General features: G+C 39.4%; 15 protein-coding genes. 12 read left to right on the plus strand and 3 right to left on the minus strand.

Annotated features, from left to right (window positions below):
- Nucleotides 1-20: 20 nt before the first annotated feature.
- Both CXF74_RS15070 and CXF74_RS15075 read right to left on the minus strand, forming a co-directional pair.
- Entirely contained in the window at nucleotides 21-146 is a 126-nt protein-coding gene (locus CXF74_RS15070) for a MetS family NSS transporter small subunit (RefSeq protein WP_101083358.1), read from the minus strand.
- Between the two features lies 1 nt (nucleotide 147).
- Nucleotides 148-1,632, minus strand: coding sequence for a sodium-dependent transporter (locus CXF74_RS15075; protein ID WP_101083359.1), 1,485 nt, complete (start codon nucleotides 1,630-1,632; stop codon nucleotides 148-150).
- A 547-nt stretch (nucleotides 1,633-2,179) separates the two neighbouring features.
- Between CXF74_RS15075 and CXF74_RS15080 the strand changes: the two genes are divergently transcribed.
- The 9 genes from CXF74_RS15080 to CXF74_RS15120 all read left to right on the plus strand — a co-directional run bounded on the left by CXF74_RS15080 (nucleotide 2,180) and on the right by CXF74_RS15120 (nucleotide 10,078).
- Complete coding sequence (locus tag CXF74_RS15080; protein WP_101083360.1) at nucleotides 2,180-2,641, plus strand: prepilin-type N-terminal cleavage/methylation domain-containing protein; 462 nt, start codon at nucleotides 2,180-2,182, stop codon at nucleotides 2,639-2,641.
- Between the two features lie 86 nt (nucleotides 2,642-2,727).
- Nucleotides 2,728-3,177, plus strand: coding sequence for a prepilin-type N-terminal cleavage/methylation domain-containing protein (locus CXF74_RS22895; protein WP_101083361.1), 450 nt, complete (start codon nucleotides 2,728-2,730; stop codon nucleotides 3,175-3,177).
- Between the two features lie 81 nt (nucleotides 3,178-3,258).
- Nucleotides 3,259-3,708, plus strand: coding sequence for a prepilin-type N-terminal cleavage/methylation domain-containing protein (locus CXF74_RS22900; RefSeq protein WP_101083362.1), 450 nt, complete (start codon nucleotides 3,259-3,261; stop codon nucleotides 3,706-3,708).
- Between the two features lie 137 nt (nucleotides 3,709-3,845).
- Nucleotides 3,846-4,295 (plus strand): prepilin-type N-terminal cleavage/methylation domain-containing protein, encoded by a 450-nt coding sequence (locus tag CXF74_RS22905; RefSeq protein ID WP_101083363.1) that lies wholly within the window; start codon nucleotides 3,846-3,848, stop codon nucleotides 4,293-4,295.
- Between the two features lie 164 nt (nucleotides 4,296-4,459).
- Entirely contained in the window at nucleotides 4,460-5,005 is a 546-nt protein-coding gene (locus CXF74_RS22910; protein WP_101083364.1) for a type II secretion system protein, read from the plus strand.
- Nucleotides 4,998-5,531 (plus strand): prepilin-type N-terminal cleavage/methylation domain-containing protein, encoded by a 534-nt coding sequence (locus CXF74_RS15105; protein ID WP_101083365.1) that lies wholly within the window; start codon nucleotides 4,998-5,000, stop codon nucleotides 5,529-5,531. Before CXF74_RS22910 ends, CXF74_RS15105 begins: the two co-directional genes overlap by 8 nt.
- On the plus strand, nucleotides 5,531-6,268 hold the full coding sequence (locus CXF74_RS15110; RefSeq protein WP_101083366.1) for a type II secretion system protein: 738 nt from the start codon (nucleotides 5,531-5,533) through the stop codon (nucleotides 6,266-6,268). The genes CXF74_RS15105 and CXF74_RS15110 overlap by 1 nt, the downstream gene beginning before the upstream one ends.
- Nucleotides 6,249-6,716: a hypothetical protein gene (locus tag CXF74_RS15115; RefSeq protein ID WP_157822421.1), complete on the plus strand. Its 468-nt coding sequence runs from the start codon at nucleotides 6,249-6,251 to the stop codon at nucleotides 6,714-6,716. The genes CXF74_RS15110 and CXF74_RS15115 overlap by 20 nt, the downstream gene beginning before the upstream one ends.
- Nucleotides 6,713-10,078 (plus strand): DUF6701 domain-containing protein, encoded by a 3,366-nt coding sequence (locus CXF74_RS15120; protein ID WP_101083368.1) that lies wholly within the window; start codon nucleotides 6,713-6,715, stop codon nucleotides 10,076-10,078. Before CXF74_RS15115 ends, CXF74_RS15120 begins: the two co-directional genes overlap by 4 nt.
- 80 nt (nucleotides 10,079-10,158) lie before the next feature.
- On the opposite strand, the gene xseA is transcribed toward CXF74_RS15120, so the two are convergent.
- A complete protein-coding gene (gene xseA, locus CXF74_RS15125; protein WP_101083369.1) occupies nucleotides 10,159-11,487 on the minus strand; it encodes an exodeoxyribonuclease VII large subunit in 1,329 nt (442 codons plus the stop codon).
- 504 nt (nucleotides 11,488-11,991) lie between these two features.
- Between xseA and guaB the strand changes: the two genes are divergently transcribed.
- The 3 genes from guaB (at nucleotide 11,992) to CXF74_RS15140 (ending at nucleotide 16,760) form a co-directional block, all read left to right on the plus strand.
- Nucleotides 11,992-13,458, plus strand: a complete 1,467-nt coding sequence (gene guaB / locus CXF74_RS15130; RefSeq protein ID WP_101083370.1) for an IMP dehydrogenase — start codon at nucleotides 11,992-11,994, stop codon at nucleotides 13,456-13,458.
- 228 nt (nucleotides 13,459-13,686) lie between these two features.
- Nucleotides 13,687-15,267, plus strand: coding sequence for a glutamine-hydrolyzing GMP synthase (gene guaA / locus CXF74_RS15135; RefSeq protein WP_101083371.1), 1,581 nt, complete (start codon nucleotides 13,687-13,689; stop codon nucleotides 15,265-15,267).
- Nucleotides 15,268-15,392: 125 nt separating this feature from the next.
- The gene (locus CXF74_RS15140) at nucleotides 15,393-16,760 is read left to right on the plus strand and encodes a glycoside hydrolase family 18 protein (RefSeq protein ID WP_101083372.1); all 1,368 of its coding nucleotides are present in this window, start codon (nucleotides 15,393-15,395) and stop codon (nucleotides 16,758-16,760) included.
- Nucleotides 16,761-16,860 lie beyond the last annotated feature (100 nt).

Raw genomic sequence — 16,860 nt, forward strand, 5'->3', positions numbered from 1 at the left:
CATCTATTAGTTAGTGATGCTTATTCAGCATCACCGTTAGCAGTACTGCTAGCATCACTCTTCATCGCTTTGCGAATGCAGAAGGCTGCGCCTCCCCAAGTAATACCTAAACCCAATACCATCATAATAATTGCACCAGTTGTCATCTTAGCTCTCCTGTGAAATGGTTTTCTTGCTTGCAGCGTTAATCGCAATCGCAGCAATAAACATAGCAGCAACAAGTCCCCAACCTAATAACATCAAGTCTGATTGCGAGTAACCGCCGTAACCTTCAGTAATTGTTGTGTAGATGTTAGTTGCTAAAATAACCAATAAGAATAACGGGCTGATAAAGCGTAAGCAGATTTCAAACCAGTTACCAATAGTAAATTCTGATACGTTATTGACATGTTTATGGATATCAGACAGTTTAATAATCCAACCCATAATGATCAGTTCAATAATACAACTCGCTAATAAAGCGATGTTATTCATGAAGTAATCAACCAGATCAAGTAATAACAAACCACCATTAGTCGCAAAGGCCATTGATACAACAAAACCAATACCACATACCAGTGAGGCAGCGACTTTACGAGATAGGTTTAACTTATCAATAAAGGCAGAAGTCACCGCTTCAATAATAGAGATATGCGAGCTAAGACCAGCAATCACCAACGCAAAGAAAAATACCGGACCTAAAATATAAGGCGCAGGTAATAAGTTAATTGCTGAAGGAATCGTAACAAATGCAAGACCCACACCCGATGTAACGACTTCAGTTAATGGTTTCGCTTGTTCGTGCGCCATATTACCTAAGATAGCAAAAATCAGGATACCCGCCACGATTGAGAAACCACAGTTAATCAGTACCGTCATAAACGCGTTATTTGTCACGTCAGATTTTTTAGGTAAGTAGCTTGAGTAAGCCAACATAATGGCAAAACCAACACTTAACGTGAAGAATATTTGTCCGTAAGCGGCAGACCAAACTTTAGGATCTGTTATCTTGCTAAAATCAGGTTCGAACAGATAGTTCAATCCGTCTAAAGCACCCGGTAGCATGATCATACGTCCGATCAGCGCCAGTACCATAACAAACAATAAAGGCATCATGATTTTACTTGCGCGTTCAATGCCGCCTTTTACACCGGTAAAAATAGCGCCAAATGTAATTGCCCATGCAATCGCCATTGGAATCGCAATATGCCACTGTATTGAGCCTAATTGACTTGGGCCATTATCACTGCCTAATTGCAGGAACTCACCAAAGAAGAAGGCATTTGTGTCTGTGCCCCAGCTTTGTGTAAATGACATATTAAAGTAAGAAATAGCCCAACCAATCACTGCCACATAATAAACGGCGATAATGGCTGCTAGCATGACTTGGAACCAACCTAGCCATTCGAATTTACTGTTTAAGCGAGCAAATACACGGGGTGCTGCACCGCGGTATTTATGACCCATACCAAATTCCATGATCATAAATGGAATACCTGCAGTTAACATTGCAAATAGGTAAGGAATGAAAAATGCGCCACCGCCATTTTCATATGCCATATAAGGGAAACGCCAAATGTTCCCTAATCCAATTGCTGAACCAACAGCTGCAAGAATAAACCCTGCGCGTGATCCCCATTGTTCTCGTTTCATAAATCTTCCTTTGTAAAAACCAACTGATTATTGGTTTATCCATGTTGTGCTTATGCATTTGCAAAAGCGGACCCGCAGATTACCTATTTAATGGGCTTTAGGCAATAATTTGACGGTCTATCTAAGCCATAGAAGGGCTTTTTAAAAGAATAAATTCAGCAGTATTTTGATGTGTGAGTCATAAAGATTAAAACGTTTCATGGTTAATAGAAGATTGATTTGTCAATCTGCTTAATGAGTAACCAAGTATGAGAAAGCTAATCGCTTGTTTAACGTAACAAAACGTAAATTAATGCGATGCAAATCACCTTTGTTTGATTTTGACACTACTTGTGATATCATGCTTATAATTTATACGATGTATCATTTAGATCGCAATTTGAAATTTTTAGCTATTTTTAATAATGATTTAATTCGCAACATTCTAAACTTGGTATATGGTTTGCTTAGTTACTATATAAGTATTATTAAGCACTATTAAGTATTATTGATTTTTAAACATAAACCTGTATTAAACAGGTAAATAAGCAAAAGAAGGTTTTACACTATGAAAAAGCAAGCAGGTTTTACATTAATTGAATTAGTTATCGTTATTATCATTTTAGGTATCTTAGCGGCGACTGCTGTGCCAAAATTTGTTAACCTGCAAGGTGATGCACGTGGTTCTGCATTAAAAGGAGTGAAAGCGGCGTTAGAAGGCGGTGCAACACTAACTTATTCTCAAGCTGCAATTCAAGGTATTGAAAAAGCTTCTAGTGGAATAATTACAAGTAGCAATGTTAGCGTTGTTTTTGGTTACCCTGATGCTTCTCTAACTGGGACTGAAGCTTCAATTGATTTAAGTGTAGATGATTGGACTGTTACGCACAATACTAGTACAAATACGACAACGATTACCTCTGTTATCGCATCAGGCGCTACAGCAACTGCTGATTGCCAGGTTATTTATACTGAGCCTACCAGCACAGGATCTCGCCCTAAGATAGTAGCAACAATAACAGGCTGTTAATTTTATTTAAAAGTATTGTTATATCTTAAAGTAAACCTCTAAGTTAGTTGGAGGTTTTATGTTTTACTTCAAAGTTGGAGTTTTAGATGATTTCTAAAAAACAAAGTGGTTTTACGTTAATTGAATTAGTTATTGTAATCATTATTCTAGGTATTTTAGCCGCGACTGCCGTGCCTAAATTTGTAGACTTACAAGGCGATGCACGCGAGTCTGCTTTGAAAGGAGTTAAAGCTGCATTAGAAGGTGGTGCTACATTGACTTATTCTCAAGCTGCTATTCAAGGTATTGAGAAGAGTTCAACTGCTCAAGATACAAAAAGTGGTGTAGAAACTAAATTTGGTTATCCAACGATAGTCGGTATATTTGATGTAATTGAATTAAGCAGTGACGATTGGGCATCTGCCGTTAGTGGAACTGGAGTGAGAATTTATGGTGCTGGTTCATCTTCTTCTCAAGCGACTTGTCATACATTTTATGACCCTCCAACGGATACTACTAGTCGACCTGAAATTTCAGTCGTCGCGACGAGTTGTTAATAGTTAACTCTATATTGTTCCATGCATCGCATTGAATAATGCGATGCATGGAATTTTTCATTTTAAATTTTAAGGCGTTTTATGAACAAGAAAAATGGTTTTACATTAATTGAATTAGTGATCGTTATTATCATTTTAGGTATTTTAGCGGCAACGGCAGTGCCAAAGCTTGTTGATTTACAAGGTGATGCTCGAGAGTCTTCTTTACAGGGAGTTAAAGCTGCATTAGAAGAAGGGGCTACGCTAGCTTACTCAAAAGCAGCTATCGGTGGTGTAGAAAAAAATCCTAGCACAACGATTAATATTGATGGGGATGTTGCGATCACATATGGTTATCCTGATGCAAGCTCAGCGGGTATCATGACAATGGTTGATTTAAGCACAGGAGACTGGGGTAGTGATTTAAATGGAAGTACTTTTTATATTTTCACTTCCGGAGCGGTTCGCACTACTAAAGGTGTATGCGATGTATCTTATAAATTAGGAACATCTCCTGCCAGACCGACTATTGCAGTTAATGATGGTTGTTAGTTTGTTTAGATAGAAATATTCAATGTAAAAATCCCGCTTTAATAGCGAGATTTTTTTGTTTAAAAAACAATAAAGCCTTCTGTATTTTTATTGTTTCTGAGGTTAGAATTATCATTCTTTAATATTTAAGGTACGTTATGAAAAAGCAAAATGGTTTTACATTAATTGAGTTAGTCATTGTTATTATAATTTTAGGTATTTTAGCTGTGGTTGCAGTGCCTAAATTTGTTGACCTGCAAGGTGATGCTCGTGAGTCTACACTGAAAGGTGTTAAATCTGCATTAGAAGGCGGTGCTACTTTAGCTTACTCTAAAGCCGCCATTGAAGGTAAAGAAAAAACTGGCTCTAGTATTGATGTCAATGGTGAAACTGTGACTATTGCAGCGGGATATCCAACTGCTGACGCTGCAGGTATTATGAAAATGGTTGATTTAAATAGTGCTGACTGGGCAACTACTACCGGTACTCCTTTTTATATCTATGCCTCATCTGCAACAACAACCCACGCACCAGGAACATGTGATGTGGCATATACACTTGGCGTATCTGGAGCTCGTCCAACTATTGTCGTTAATGACGGTTGTTAATCAATAACAGCTAATTATTCTAAATACCCGCTTTATGTGGGTATTTTTTTATCTTTTTTTTTCCTAATATTTACAGGTTAATCATCTGTTTATGCTTTGTTAACCTGACAACAGCAACTATAATTAATTTTTTTAACTCCTCTATTTTCTGCACTGGACTCTTTATGCTGCTAAAAGGCTGTCAATATCAGCAAGCTACACAAAAAGGTTTTACGCTGATTGAATTAGTGATTGTAATCATTGTATTAGGTGTATTGGCGGCTACAGCTGTTCCTAAATTTTCCAGTCGCTCTGGTTTTGAAGATTACACTGTGCGTGACCAATTAATTGCGCGATTACGTTTAGTGCAGTTACAAGGTATGAATGCTGATCCGACTAATGGTGCAAATAAGAATGCTTGCTATTGGGTCGTGGTCAAAAGCAGTTGTTTTTATCAAGATCATACGACTAAAAATGGTGCTAGCTGTAATCTCCCTCCAGATAGAAAAAATGTGTGCAGTGATGATAGCTATAACGACTACGGACGAGTTGCTTTTCCATCAAACATGATTGGTGAAGCCCGATACCGTTTTGGACCACAAGGAAAATTAGCTTCGGGTAGTTTTCCTATTCCTATCTTTTTCAATGGTGAGAGCACTGTTGTGATCCCAATCAACGGTGATAATAATCTTTCTGTTTCAATTGAATCGGAGGGTTTTATCCATGAATAATCGCGGTTTTACTTTAGTTGAATTGGTGGTTGGCATAGTCGTGTTGGCGATTGCGATGATGATCATGAATACCATGCTTATTTCACAAAGCAAAGATGCCTTAGAGCCTCTATATCGTTTGCGTGCTTCACAACTTGGGCAAAGCATTATGCAAGATGTTTTGTCGCGCGCTTATGATGATAAATCGGATCATAATGGTGGTTTATATCGTTGCGGTGAAGTTTGGCAACCTAGTAACGCAGTTCAAACGTGTTCAGCCTCTCTAGGCATTGATACTGATACTGGTGAAGTTGCCGGTGAACATCAAAACTTTAATGATGTAGACGATTTTATTACCACAGGTTTTGTACCCGCGGTAAATTATGGTGATGTATTGGGCAGTAACTTAGCAAGCCAATATAATAACTATGCGGTTAAAATTGAGGCAGTAGAAGTACTTGCTAATAATAACAAAAAAGTGGCTGTGATTATTAAAACCCCCAGTAACGAAGAGATTCGTTTTAGCGCATTAAAAGGAAACTATTAATGAGGGTTAACCATAAAGGTTTTACTTTAATTGAACTGGTCATAGTAATTATTGTGTTGTCGGCGATAGGCATTGCAACCAGTACCTATATATCAACAGGTGTGAGTATATACACTGATATTAGCGAACGTGATAAAGCGCTTAATAGTACCCGTTTTGTCATGGAACGGTTGCGTCGTGATATGTTAAATGCATTGCCTAATAGTCTCGTGGTTTCTGAAGCTAATCGTTGCCTCACCTTTACACCGGTTTTATATAGCAGTTTATATAGCTATGACCTTCCTATTTTCCCTATGGAAGCATCAACTGCAACGATAACTAACATTGATAACTATGCACATACCGCCGGTAATAAAGCGGTGGTCTATTTATTAGACTCTAGTGAACTCGTTGGTGATAAAGTACATGCTATCGATGGAATTGCTGCTGAACAAATAAACTTCAGTGATGATGATGTGAGTTTTTCATTGGGGTCTCCCAGCAAACGTTTATATATTATCAATACCTCAAAAAGTTATTATTTTCATTATAATAATAGTAATGAGCGCTTTGAATTAGTATTAGCTGACAGTTGCAATACGACGGGGAGTATTATGGCAAATGATATTGAGGGAGAGTTTGATGTTGCTAAGCCGACATTACAACGTAATGGTTTGGCCAAAGTGACCTATATGCTAAATTTCGACGGGCAGGAGGTGCCAATTGAACAAACATTGCATGTTAACAATGTCCCATAAAGTGACTTCTCCTAAAAAGCAGCAAGGCAGTGCAATTGTATTGGCTATCTTCGTGATTATTATTGTTTCGCTACTCGGCGCTGCATTAGTGTCGCTACAACGTGATAGCGCAAAAGGCACTAGTTATGAAGTGTATGCTGCACGTGCTTATTTGAGTGCTTATTCGGCTAGTGAAATTGCATTGGTGGATCTGTTTCCTTTAAATAGCTCTGCTGCTAATGCAACCAACTGTACCGATATTTCAGTTCCTTTAGGTACCAATATTTCAGTTCCCTTAGGAAATGATGCTGGCTTTCACGGTTGCACTGCCGATTATCAATGCCAAACGTTAATGCCATCAACTTCTTCAAGCCTACCTACTCGTTATAAAATTGTTAGCACTGCGGTATGTAAAAATGCACAAACCGTTACCCGTCGTCAAATTACTGTTGAGGCGGTAAGTTTATGAAGTTATTTCTAAGTTCAATGTTCTTCTTTCTATGCATTACCTCAAGCTTTATGGCAATAGGAGAACCTCTATTAAATGATGAAGCGTGTGATCCTGCTCCTGATTTGAGTGGTTTTGATATTGTTCATGGGAATGTAACTATAGACGGAGGATATAATCAATATGATTCTATTTATGTTTTTGGTAATGTAAGAATAAATCAATATAATGTGAACCGTCATACTATTTTTTATGGCAGTATTTATGCAACCGGGGATGTTTACATAGGTAAAAAAGTGACTGTGACTGGCTTTGTTTATAGTGAAGGGACAATTACATTACACAATACTGGGAACATTAGGATCAGAGAGGGCACATGTAATGAAGGGGAAAAAATACCTCCTCCTCAGATAGAGTTACCTGTAGATGAATTAATCGGTGAAGTGTGCAATGACATTTTCAGAGATGCTGTACAGAGCCATGATGAAGGAACTCTTACAATATGGGGCTCGCAAGCTCGAATAATTGACTCGACCAGCTCATTTGATTTTGAAACCTTGGCTGGTGGAACTAATGCGAATAATTGTAGTGCTGGTATATGTAGGGTGACGGGCACAGAGTCAGAAAAGTTATCTGATTTTGAAATTCCTCGTATTGTAGGAAAAAATATTACTGCAGAGCCTCCATCTTGGAATGGTAATGTTACACATGTAACACTTGGTGCCGCTAACGATGACATTAGTAATGGCAGATATGAGGGCACTATCTTTGGAAAACTAAAGGTGCAACAGGGCTCTATTGTTTTTTTGGAACAGGTTGATTATTTAAATAACCAATATCAAATAGATGAAATTGAAATTGTTAATAATGCATCGTTATATTTAGAGTCAGGAGTTTATGCGGTAAGGAAGCTCTCTTCTGCGTCAGGAGGATATATCCAAGTAGCCAATGGTGCGAAGGTTTATTTCTTCGTTGAAGAAGCATTCAACGGTGAGTTAAATATACTAAGTAACCCTAGTGATTTTCATTTTATCGTAAATAAAAATTTAACACTTAACAGCGACTCTGAAATAAATGCGTCTGTTTATTCTGATAATATTGTGTTACAGGGAAATACAATAATTAATGGTAGAGTCGCTTCGAAGGATTTACTCATAATCGGTAGTAGCACAGTAAACAATCAAGCAGTATGTCCAATACCAGAAGAAACAAATCAGTTTGTTATCACAACCCAACCTAATGCACTAACCTGTGAACCTCACTCTGTTACCTTACAAGTATTAAAAAATGATTCCTCTATTGATACTGACTTTATAGGCACCGTAGATCTAGCGGTTACTGATGTTAATAATAATGGAATTGGCGATTGGAGTATGGCTACGGATAATACTCGATTAGATAATAAGCTTGCCAATGATGGTGTAGCAACTTATACGTTTAACGGTAGTGAGAATGGTGAAATAGGGTTACTGTTATCTGTTACAGCTGTTTCCGAGGTTTCTATATCTATGTCGCAAGGAGCATTGGCAGCTGTTCCGAAAAATATTAATTTTCAATCGTCAATGATTAAAATATCTCAAACGTGTAATAACCCAATTGCAGGTCAATGCATCAATACAGCAAATCGTGAATTCCCACTGACATTAACAGCATACAAGGCTGACGAAAGTCAGGCTTGTATTAACTATAATCCTGATAAAATTGCTTTTTGGTCGGAATTTAATACAAAAAAAGATGTTGATGTGAATACTATTGCCATTGGACGAACGGAGGTTGATGCTGTTGAGTTACCCATCTCTTTTTCTGCTGGTGTTGCTACAATCGATGCTAATTACCCTGATGCGGGTAGAATAAATATTCACCTTAAAGACCCTGATATTGAGGATATTACTGGTGAGATAATAACAGTCGTTAACCCGCTAAAGTTAGTTGTTGGCTCGGCAGCGAGGAACTCTCGTAGGGTTGATCGCAATAGGGAGGTTGCTGCTGGTGCTTGGGTTCGTGCAAGTATTCCTGATTATACTAATCCTTTAGTGGTTGATACCTTTAATGTTACGGTCAAAGCAATTATTGACTGTACTGTCTCTTCTGGTGTTGAGAAAAACTGCGGAAGAAGGCGCGGAGATAATGTAAAGGTTACCGCTCCGAGTTTTACAAATACCATTAATCTAGCTAGCTCATTAATATTTCCAAGTGCAGGTGTACTGGGTAATCTTTATTATGATAATAATAACCCTGACCCTGGTGCATTACCGTTTGAAGTAGAAATGATAAACGGGAGATTTAAATATTCTGATTTAGCCTACGATGAAGTTGGTACGTTGGGCTTACAGGCGCTCAGCAGTAACTACCTTGATATAATCGGCAATGATATTACCCCTTCAGACATTAAAGTAACTAAACGCTTTTATCCTGATTATATTTCCTACAAAGAAAATAGCTTTATGGCAATGCCAAGTTGTAATGCTGATTTTAGTTACTTAGGTGAAGAAGCGATTGGTCTTAAATATATCTTGATGGCTCATCCGCAAGGCGCGACACAAGTAACAAAAAATTATGATGATAGTTTAGGTTACCCTGTTGCTGGAAGTTTTGAACAATTTGCGCGTGATGATTTTAGTAATAGTTTTGTTATCTTGCAGGATAATACCCCACCTAATTATTATCAAAAAAGTGATTGGAAGAGTGGTGAATTTTCCGTAGCACTTTCACTAGACCCTGCTGTTGCTCACCCTGCTACTATTGGTGTTGATCGAGATAGAACAACACCACAGGGGCCATTTGAAGGTGGAACAACGCGCGCTATAGAATATTTTATTAAGTTATCTGGGGGAGATGGCGAACAAGTTAAAGTCGATAGTGCCACTTCCTGTAATACATTTTCTCCTGCTTTTACTGATCAATGTTTATTAGGCGATTTAGATGATGTTTTCCACGGGCGTCTGCAGGCAGGCAATGGACACGGTAGTGAACTTCAACCGATCCGTACTACTATTGAGGCAACCTATTTTGATGGTACGCAGTTTGTGCCTTTTGATCGGGATAGTTGCACTGACGTTATTGAGGCTCAAGTAGCCAAGGTGGATATATCTGGTGGTGTTGCTGATAAGACGACCATTACAACTTTTCCTATTGTACTAAGCTCTGGTAAAAACTACTTTAATTTTTCAGCTCCCAATAGCCGTGGCAAGTTAGACTACTTTATTCGCCTTAAAGATCTCGCTAGTGCTAGTTTGTATGCCCCGTGGTTACTCGACAGTGGCAATGCTGTTGTCTGCCCGGGTGAAACGGGCAGTTTAAAAGATTGTATCTCAGGTTATGTGGAGTTTGGTTTATTCCGCGGTAATGACAGGATTATTTATAGAATGCAGACTTTTGAATAAAACGCGCTGTCAGTTTTAAGCTGTCAGCCGTCAGATTAGTATTTCACTCTGATGGCTGATAGCTAATAACTGAAAGCTATCTAAATAACCTTCGCTTTAAACGTCCCTTTATCTAATCGTACATCAACCACATCACCTGCACTCAATAAACTCGCATCCGTAGTCACTTTTCCTTTTTCATCTTTTACAATCGCATAACCACGTGCCAGCGTTGCTAGTGGGCTAACGGTATTAAGTTGGCTAATGCAATTTTGTAGGTCAACTTCGCTCTCTTTTAACTTGTTTTGCATACCATTTTTTAAACGCGCTAATAATTGAGATTGTTTTTGTAATTCAAGGTTGATGGTTTGCTCTGGACTATGTTGCATCAGACTGGCTTGCAGATAGTTTTCTCTTTGCTGTTTACGGTTTAATATTGCGTTCATTGCATGTTGCAGGCGCAAACTGAGTTCATCTGCAATCAGTGTTTGTTGTTGTAATTTATGTTTTGGATCTTGTTTTAATAATTGTTGTGTTAATAACGCCTGTTGATGTTGAGTGCGTTGAAGGTTTGAATTCATTGCTGCTTTCAAGCGTGTTAATAACGTTTCTAGCTGTGTGCTTACAAAGGCTTTGTTTTGACTCACGAGCTCTGCTGCTGCAGAAGGGGTTGCTGCGCGAACATCGGCAACAAAATCGCTTATTGTCACATCTATTTCATGGCCAACCGCACTGATAATAGGTAACTGACTATTAAAAATAGCATGGGCAACGACAGCTTCATTAAAGCACCATAAATCTTCTAATGAACCGCCGCCACGGCCGACAATGAGTAAATCACATTCATTACGTGCATTCGCTAATTGAATTTGAGACGCAACAGACTCTGCACTGCCTGCGCCTTGTACTTGGCTCGGGTAGATAATCACTTGTAAACGTGGATCGCGTCGTTTTAATACACTTAAAATATCGTGCAGGGCAGCGCCGGTAGAAGAAGTGATAATACCGATACGTTTGATAATCTGTGGTAATGGCTTTTTATATTGTTCTGAGAATAAACCTTCAGCCGCTAACTGACATTTTAGTTGGTCAAATTGCTGCTTTAATAAACCGTCACCCTCTGGTTGCATGCTTTCTGCTATTAACTGGTAATCGCCACGTGCTTCATAAAGGCTTAATTTCCCGCGCACTAATACTTGTTGTCCGTGTTTTGGGATAAAACCTGCTCGGCGGTTATTACCTTTAAACATGGCACATTTTACCGAGGCGCTGTGATCTTTGAGGGTGAAATACCAATGCCCAGAAACAGCAATGGTTAAATTTGAGATTTCCCCTGATAGCCACACCACACCCAAACCGGTTTCTAAAAGAGATTTAGCCGCACGATTAAGGCTACTCACACTATAAATGTTACTGTTTTGAGTGTTCATTTGATATTCACTAGCAGGAAATTGAGTGGGGATATTAACATTTATATTATAGGAGAAAAAGCATCACTACGAAGTACGTAGAGGGTACCGAGAAACAGGTATTCAAAAGCATTACCACGAAGCACACAGAGGATACGAAGAAACAGATAAATAAAAAGCTTCACCACCAAACACGCATAGAAAGATGGAGAAGCAGATAATTAAAAAGCATGACCACGAAGTACACAGGTGATTTTAAAACACCGCCATGAAGTGCAATGAAAACAGGTGTAAATAGATGACCTCAAAGGTGCCGGTTTTACTTTGTTTTTTCTTCGTGCCTTCGTGGTTAATTGTTTTTAAACTTGTTAATTACAAACCCCTCCCACTTTCCGTTAAAAAGAATACATAATAAACGATTTTTTAATTGTACTTATGTCACAAAACGATTAAAATCCATTCGCAATATCATACCCATTATATAGGTATGAACAATCCTCCCAACTATAAGTGAGATATTGCAAAATGCTACGAATTGCCAAAGATGCATTAACATTTGATGATGTATTATTAGTACCAGCTCATTCGACTGTACTACCAAACACTGCGGACTTAACAACGCAACTTACACAAACTATCCAACTGAATATTCCAGTAGTTTCTGCTGCAATGGATACGGTAACGGAAGCGCGTTTTGCAATAGCACTAGCACAAGAAGGCGGCATTGGTTTTATTCATAAAAACATGTCAATTGAAGTGCAAGCTGAGCAAGTTCGTTTAGTTAAAATCCACGAAAGTGGTGTAGTAGCATCTCCTGTTACTGTTTCTCCTGATACAACATTACTAGAGATCAAAGAGCTGACTGAAAAGAATGGCTTTGCGGGTTACCCTGTTGTTGAAGCCTCTGGCGAACTAGTGGGTATTATTACTGGTCGTGATGTTTTGTTTGAAACTGACTTAGCAAAACCTGTTTCTGCGGTTATGACAGTAAAAGCTGACCTAGTAACTGCAAAACCAAATACTCCTCGTGACGAAGTCGAAGCATTAATGCATTCGAAACGTATCGAAAAAGTATTATTAACTGATGATAACTTTAAACTTAAAGGCATGATCACGGTTAAAGACTTCCGTAAAGCTGAACGTAAGCCGAATGCATGTAAAGACGAATTAGGTCGTTTACGTGTAGGTGCTGCTGTTGGCGCAAGTGCTGGTAACGAAACGCGTATTGACGCATTAGTTGAAGCGGGCGTTGATGTATTATTAATTGATTCTTCTCACGGTCACTCTCAAGGTGTTTTAGACAGAATTAAAGCAACACGTGCAAGCTACCCTGATCTACAAATCATTGGTGGTAATGTGGCGACTGGCGAAGGTGCTAAAGCATTAGTTGCTGTTGGTTGTAGCGCGGTTAAAGTCGGTATCGGCCCTGGTTCTATCTGTACTACACGTATCGTGACAGGTGTTGGTGTTCCACAAATTACTGCTATTTCAGACGCTGTTGAAGCGCTTGAAGGTACGGGTATTCCAGTTATCGCTGATGGCGGTATTCGTTTCTCTGGTGACATCGCTAAAGCACTCGCTGCTGGCGCATCATGTGTCATGATGGGTAGTATGTTTGCTGGTACAGAAGAGTCTCCTGGTGAAATAATTTTCCACCAAGGTCGTTCATACAAATCATACCGCGGTATGGGATCGTTAGGCGCTATGTCTCAAGGTTCATCTGATCGTTACTTCCAATCTGATAATGCAGCTGACAAATTAGTACCTGAAGGTATTGAAGGTCGTGTTGCTTATAAAGGTAAAGTTAAAGAGATCATTCACCAGCAGATGGGCGGCGTGCGTTCTTCTATGGGTCTAACGGGTTGTGCAACAATCAAAGAGATGAATACTAAAGCGATGTTTGTGAAGATTACAAGTGCCGGTATGGGCGAAAGCCACGTGCATGATGTAGCTATAACAAAAGAAGCGCCGAATTATCGCATCGGCGGCTAGCTTTTATTGTAACGACTCAGGTCGTCGCCATTTAAAGCTTACTTCGGCGTTGGGAAATGCTCATTTAAACCACTAAACTGCGCTTTCCCGCCTTGAATTAAGCATAAATGGCTTAGCCCTAAGCCGTTACCTGTCCAATTTAATTTGGATATGCCGTTCTATTAACGGTAATGACAGAATTTACAATAAGACGTTTCTATAAACGTCTTATTTATTTAAGGAAGAAAAATGACTACGAATATCCATGAACAACGCATATTAATCTTAGACTTCGGTTCTCAATACACTCAACTTATCGCGCGTCGTATCCGTGAAATTGGTGTTTACTGTGAGCTTTGGACTTGGGATGTTTCTGAAGAAGATATTAAAGAGTTTAATCCAGACGGTATCGTTTTAGCGGGTGGCCCTGAAAGCGTAACAGCTGAAGGTTCTCCGCGTGCTCCTGACTATGTATTTAATGCAGGCGTGCCTGTTTTGGGTATCTGTTATGGCATGCAAACAATGTCTGAACAACTTGGTGGCAAAGTTATCAAGGGTGAAGGCGAAGGCGAATTTGGTTACGCACAAATTGAGATGCAAAACCCGTCTGAATTATTCAAGTCTATCGAAGATGCTGTATCTGATAACGGTAAAGCACTATTAGACGTTTGGATGAGTCACGGTGATAAAGTATCTGCAATTCCTGAAGGTTTTGTAACGGTTGCTAACACAGCGACTTGTGAATTTGCTGCCATGGCAAACGAAGAAAAACGTTTCTACGGCGTACAGTTCCACCCAGAAGTAACACATACTCGTCAAGGTGAGCGCATGCTTTCTCACTTTGTTAAAGATATTTGTGGTTGTGATGGTCTGTGGACTTCTGCATCAATTATTGATGATGCAATTGCATCAATGAAAGAACAGATCGGCGATGATGAAGTTATCTTAGGTCTTTCTGGTGGTGTTGATTCATCGGTTGTAGCGATGTTATTACAACGCGCTATTGGCGAGAAATTGACCTGTGTATTTGTTGATAATGGTTTACTTCGTTTAAACGAAGGTCAGCAAGTAATGGATATGTTTGGTGATCGTTTTGGATTAAACATTATTCGTGTTGACGCTGAAAACCGCTTCTTAGATGAGATGGCGGGTGAAAGTGATCCAGAGAAAAAACGTAAAATCATTGGCCGTGTATTTGTTGAAATCTTTGATGAAGAATCTAAGAAACTAAACAATGCTAAATGGTTAGCACAGGGTACGATTTACCCAGATGTTATCGAATCTGCAGCGACTAAAAATGGTAAAGCACACGTTATCAAATCTCACCACAATGTCGGTGGATTACCAGACGACATGGAAATGGGTCTTGTTGAGCCATTACGTGAATTGTTTAAAGATGAAGTGCGTAAAATTGGTTTAGAGCTAGGTTTACCATACGACATGCTTTACCGTCACCCGTTCCCAGGACCTGGTTTAGGTGTACGTGTTTTAGGTGAAGTGAAGAAAGAGTACTGTGACCTATTACGTCGTGCTGATGCTATCTTCATTGAAGAGTTACACAAAGCTGAGCTTTACCATAAAGTAAGCCAAGCCTTTGTTGTATTCCTACCGGTACGTTCTGTTGGTGTTATGGGCGACTGTCGTAAATATGATTGGGTTGTTTCATTACGTTGTGTTGAAACTATCGACTTTATGACGGCGCGTTGGTCACATTTACCGTATGACTTAATTGGTCATGTATCAAATCGAATTATCAATGAAATCGATGGTATTTCTCGTGTGGTTTACGATGTTTCTGGTAAGCCGCCTGCTACGATTGAATGGGAATAATCCTTCAATTTCAGATTGTTCATTAACTAAAAACGCTCTTTGAGCGTTTTTTTTTGCTCTGACATTGCAACTGAGATGTTAGATAGTTTTTTTTGTTGTTTGTTTTATATATTGCCCCATAAAATATGGAATTTTTAAATAACAAAATCACTAAACTTAGCTCTCTGGTTGCACTTACTCTCGCGTTAGGCGCGTGTTCTGGTGCTAATGAAGAGGTAAAAAGTACAAGCAGTTTTGAGCAGTCATCGGGAAAGGTAGTCGGGGCTTATTTTCCGGACTGGCGTATCCATGGTGAGAATATATACACACCTGCACAAATCCCTGCCGGTGATTTAACACATGTCATTTACGCATTTTTAACCATGTGCGGAACACATCCTGCGGATACGGGCGAAGCATTGCTTAAGCAAATTGAAGAAACCTGCCAAGACAAACCCGCGTTCACAGCGATTGTTGCCGATCAAAAAGCGGCTTATGGTTTAACACTCGCTGATGGAAGTGAATATGAAGGTCATTTCGAGCAATTCAAAGTATTAAAAGCGGCTAATCCACATTTAGTAGTTCTGCCATCCTTTGGTGGTTGGACAATGTCACAACCTTTTCATGAAATGATTAAAACCGATGCGGGACGCCAACAATTTGTTACCTCTGCACTGAAGTTAGTTGATGACGCTGAAATATTTGATGGCATTGATTTAGATTGGGAATACCCAGGAGGTGGCGGATTAACCACCGCTTCGTGGGATCCTAAAACAAAGCTAAGCGTCGATGCAATGAAACATGAAACAGAGATGTTTACTGTGATGTTAAAAGAGCTACGTGAAGGGCTGGACGCATTAGGTGAAAAAAATGGCCGTTATTATGAATTAAGTGCTGCCGCTGGTGTACCTGCTACTAAAGTGGCCAACATCAATTATCCAGAAGCCAGTCAGTATATTGATAATTGGTTTGCCATGACTTACGATTTCTTTGGTGGCTGGAGCACTAACGACATCGGTCATTTATCAAATCTTAAAGGCAGTGGCGATCTTAAGTGGTGGTCTGGCTCAGATGGCTATATTGCGGGTATGTTGAAAGCGGGCTTACCGGCTGAAAAATTAGTATTAGGCGCAGCATTTTATGGTCGTGGTTGGACGGGATTAGAAAACTATCCTGAAGGTCGCCCCTATGCAAAAAATGAAGATGATACCTACGCAAATGCAGCCGCTGGTATCAAAGCCGACCTTTCTTATCATGAAATTCAAGCGATGGTTAATGATAAAGAGTCAGGCTGGGTTGAGTTTTATGATGCAAAGCATGAGGCCGCTTTTGCGTGGAATGAGTCTGAAAAAGGCTTTATCTCCTATGATAATGCTCGCTCAGTGGAAGCAAAAGGTAACTGGGTGTTAGCGCAAGGTTTCGCCGGTGTTTTTGCTTGGGAGCTCACTCATGATAATAATAATGAACTGACAAAAGCGATGAACAAAGGGGTGAAAAACAACCCCGTTAAATAATGCCTTGATAAAATAGAGGCGAGAACTTCAAGGGCGACCATAATGGTGGCCCTTTTTTGTGTCTATAATTTGATTGAGTGTTGCTTAAATAAGCTTAAAA

This window comes from Psychromonas sp. Urea-02u-13 (genome assembly GCF_002835995.1).
GTDB lineage: Bacteria > Pseudomonadota > Gammaproteobacteria > Enterobacterales > Psychromonadaceae > Psychromonas.

Coding starts and splice junctions, on each gene's coding strand:
- guaA (WP_101083371.1), top strand. CDS start 13,687: ATGACTACGAATATCCATGAACAACGCATATTAATCTTAGACTTCGGT.
- CXF74_RS22910 (WP_101083364.1), top strand. CDS start 4,460: ATGCTGCTAAAAGGCTGTCAATATCAGCAAGCTACACAAAAAGGTTTT.
- CXF74_RS15075 (WP_101083359.1), bottom strand. CDS start 1,632: ATGAAACGAGAACAATGGGGATCACGCGCAGGGTTTATTCTTGCAGCT.
- CXF74_RS22905 (WP_101083363.1), top strand. CDS start 3,846: ATGAAAAAGCAAAATGGTTTTACATTAATTGAGTTAGTCATTGTTATT.
- CXF74_RS15110 (WP_101083366.1), top strand. CDS start 5,531: ATGAGGGTTAACCATAAAGGTTTTACTTTAATTGAACTGGTCATAGTA.
- CXF74_RS15080 (WP_101083360.1), top strand. CDS start 2,180: ATGAAAAAGCAAGCAGGTTTTACATTAATTGAATTAGTTATCGTTATT.
- CXF74_RS15105 (WP_101083365.1), top strand. CDS start 4,998: ATGAATAATCGCGGTTTTACTTTAGTTGAATTGGTGGTTGGCATAGTC.
- xseA (WP_101083369.1), bottom strand. CDS start 11,487: ATGAACACTCAAAACAGTAACATTTATAGTGTGAGTAGCCTTAATCGT.
- CXF74_RS15140 (WP_101083372.1), top strand. CDS start 15,393: ATGGAATTTTTAAATAACAAAATCACTAAACTTAGCTCTCTGGTTGCA.
- guaB (WP_101083370.1), top strand. CDS start 11,992: ATGCTACGAATTGCCAAAGATGCATTAACATTTGATGATGTATTATTA.
- CXF74_RS22900 (WP_101083362.1), top strand. CDS start 3,259: ATGAACAAGAAAAATGGTTTTACATTAATTGAATTAGTGATCGTTATT.
- CXF74_RS15120 (WP_101083368.1), top strand. CDS start 6,713: ATGAAGTTATTTCTAAGTTCAATGTTCTTCTTTCTATGCATTACCTCA.
- CXF74_RS22895 (WP_101083361.1), top strand. CDS start 2,728: ATGATTTCTAAAAAACAAAGTGGTTTTACGTTAATTGAATTAGTTATT.
- CXF74_RS15070 (WP_101083358.1), bottom strand. CDS start 146: ATGACAACTGGTGCAATTATTATGATGGTATTGGGTTTAGGTATTACT.
- CXF74_RS15115 (WP_157822421.1), top strand. CDS start 6,249: ATGTTAACAATGTCCCATAAAGTGACTTCTCCTAAAAAGCAGCAAGGC.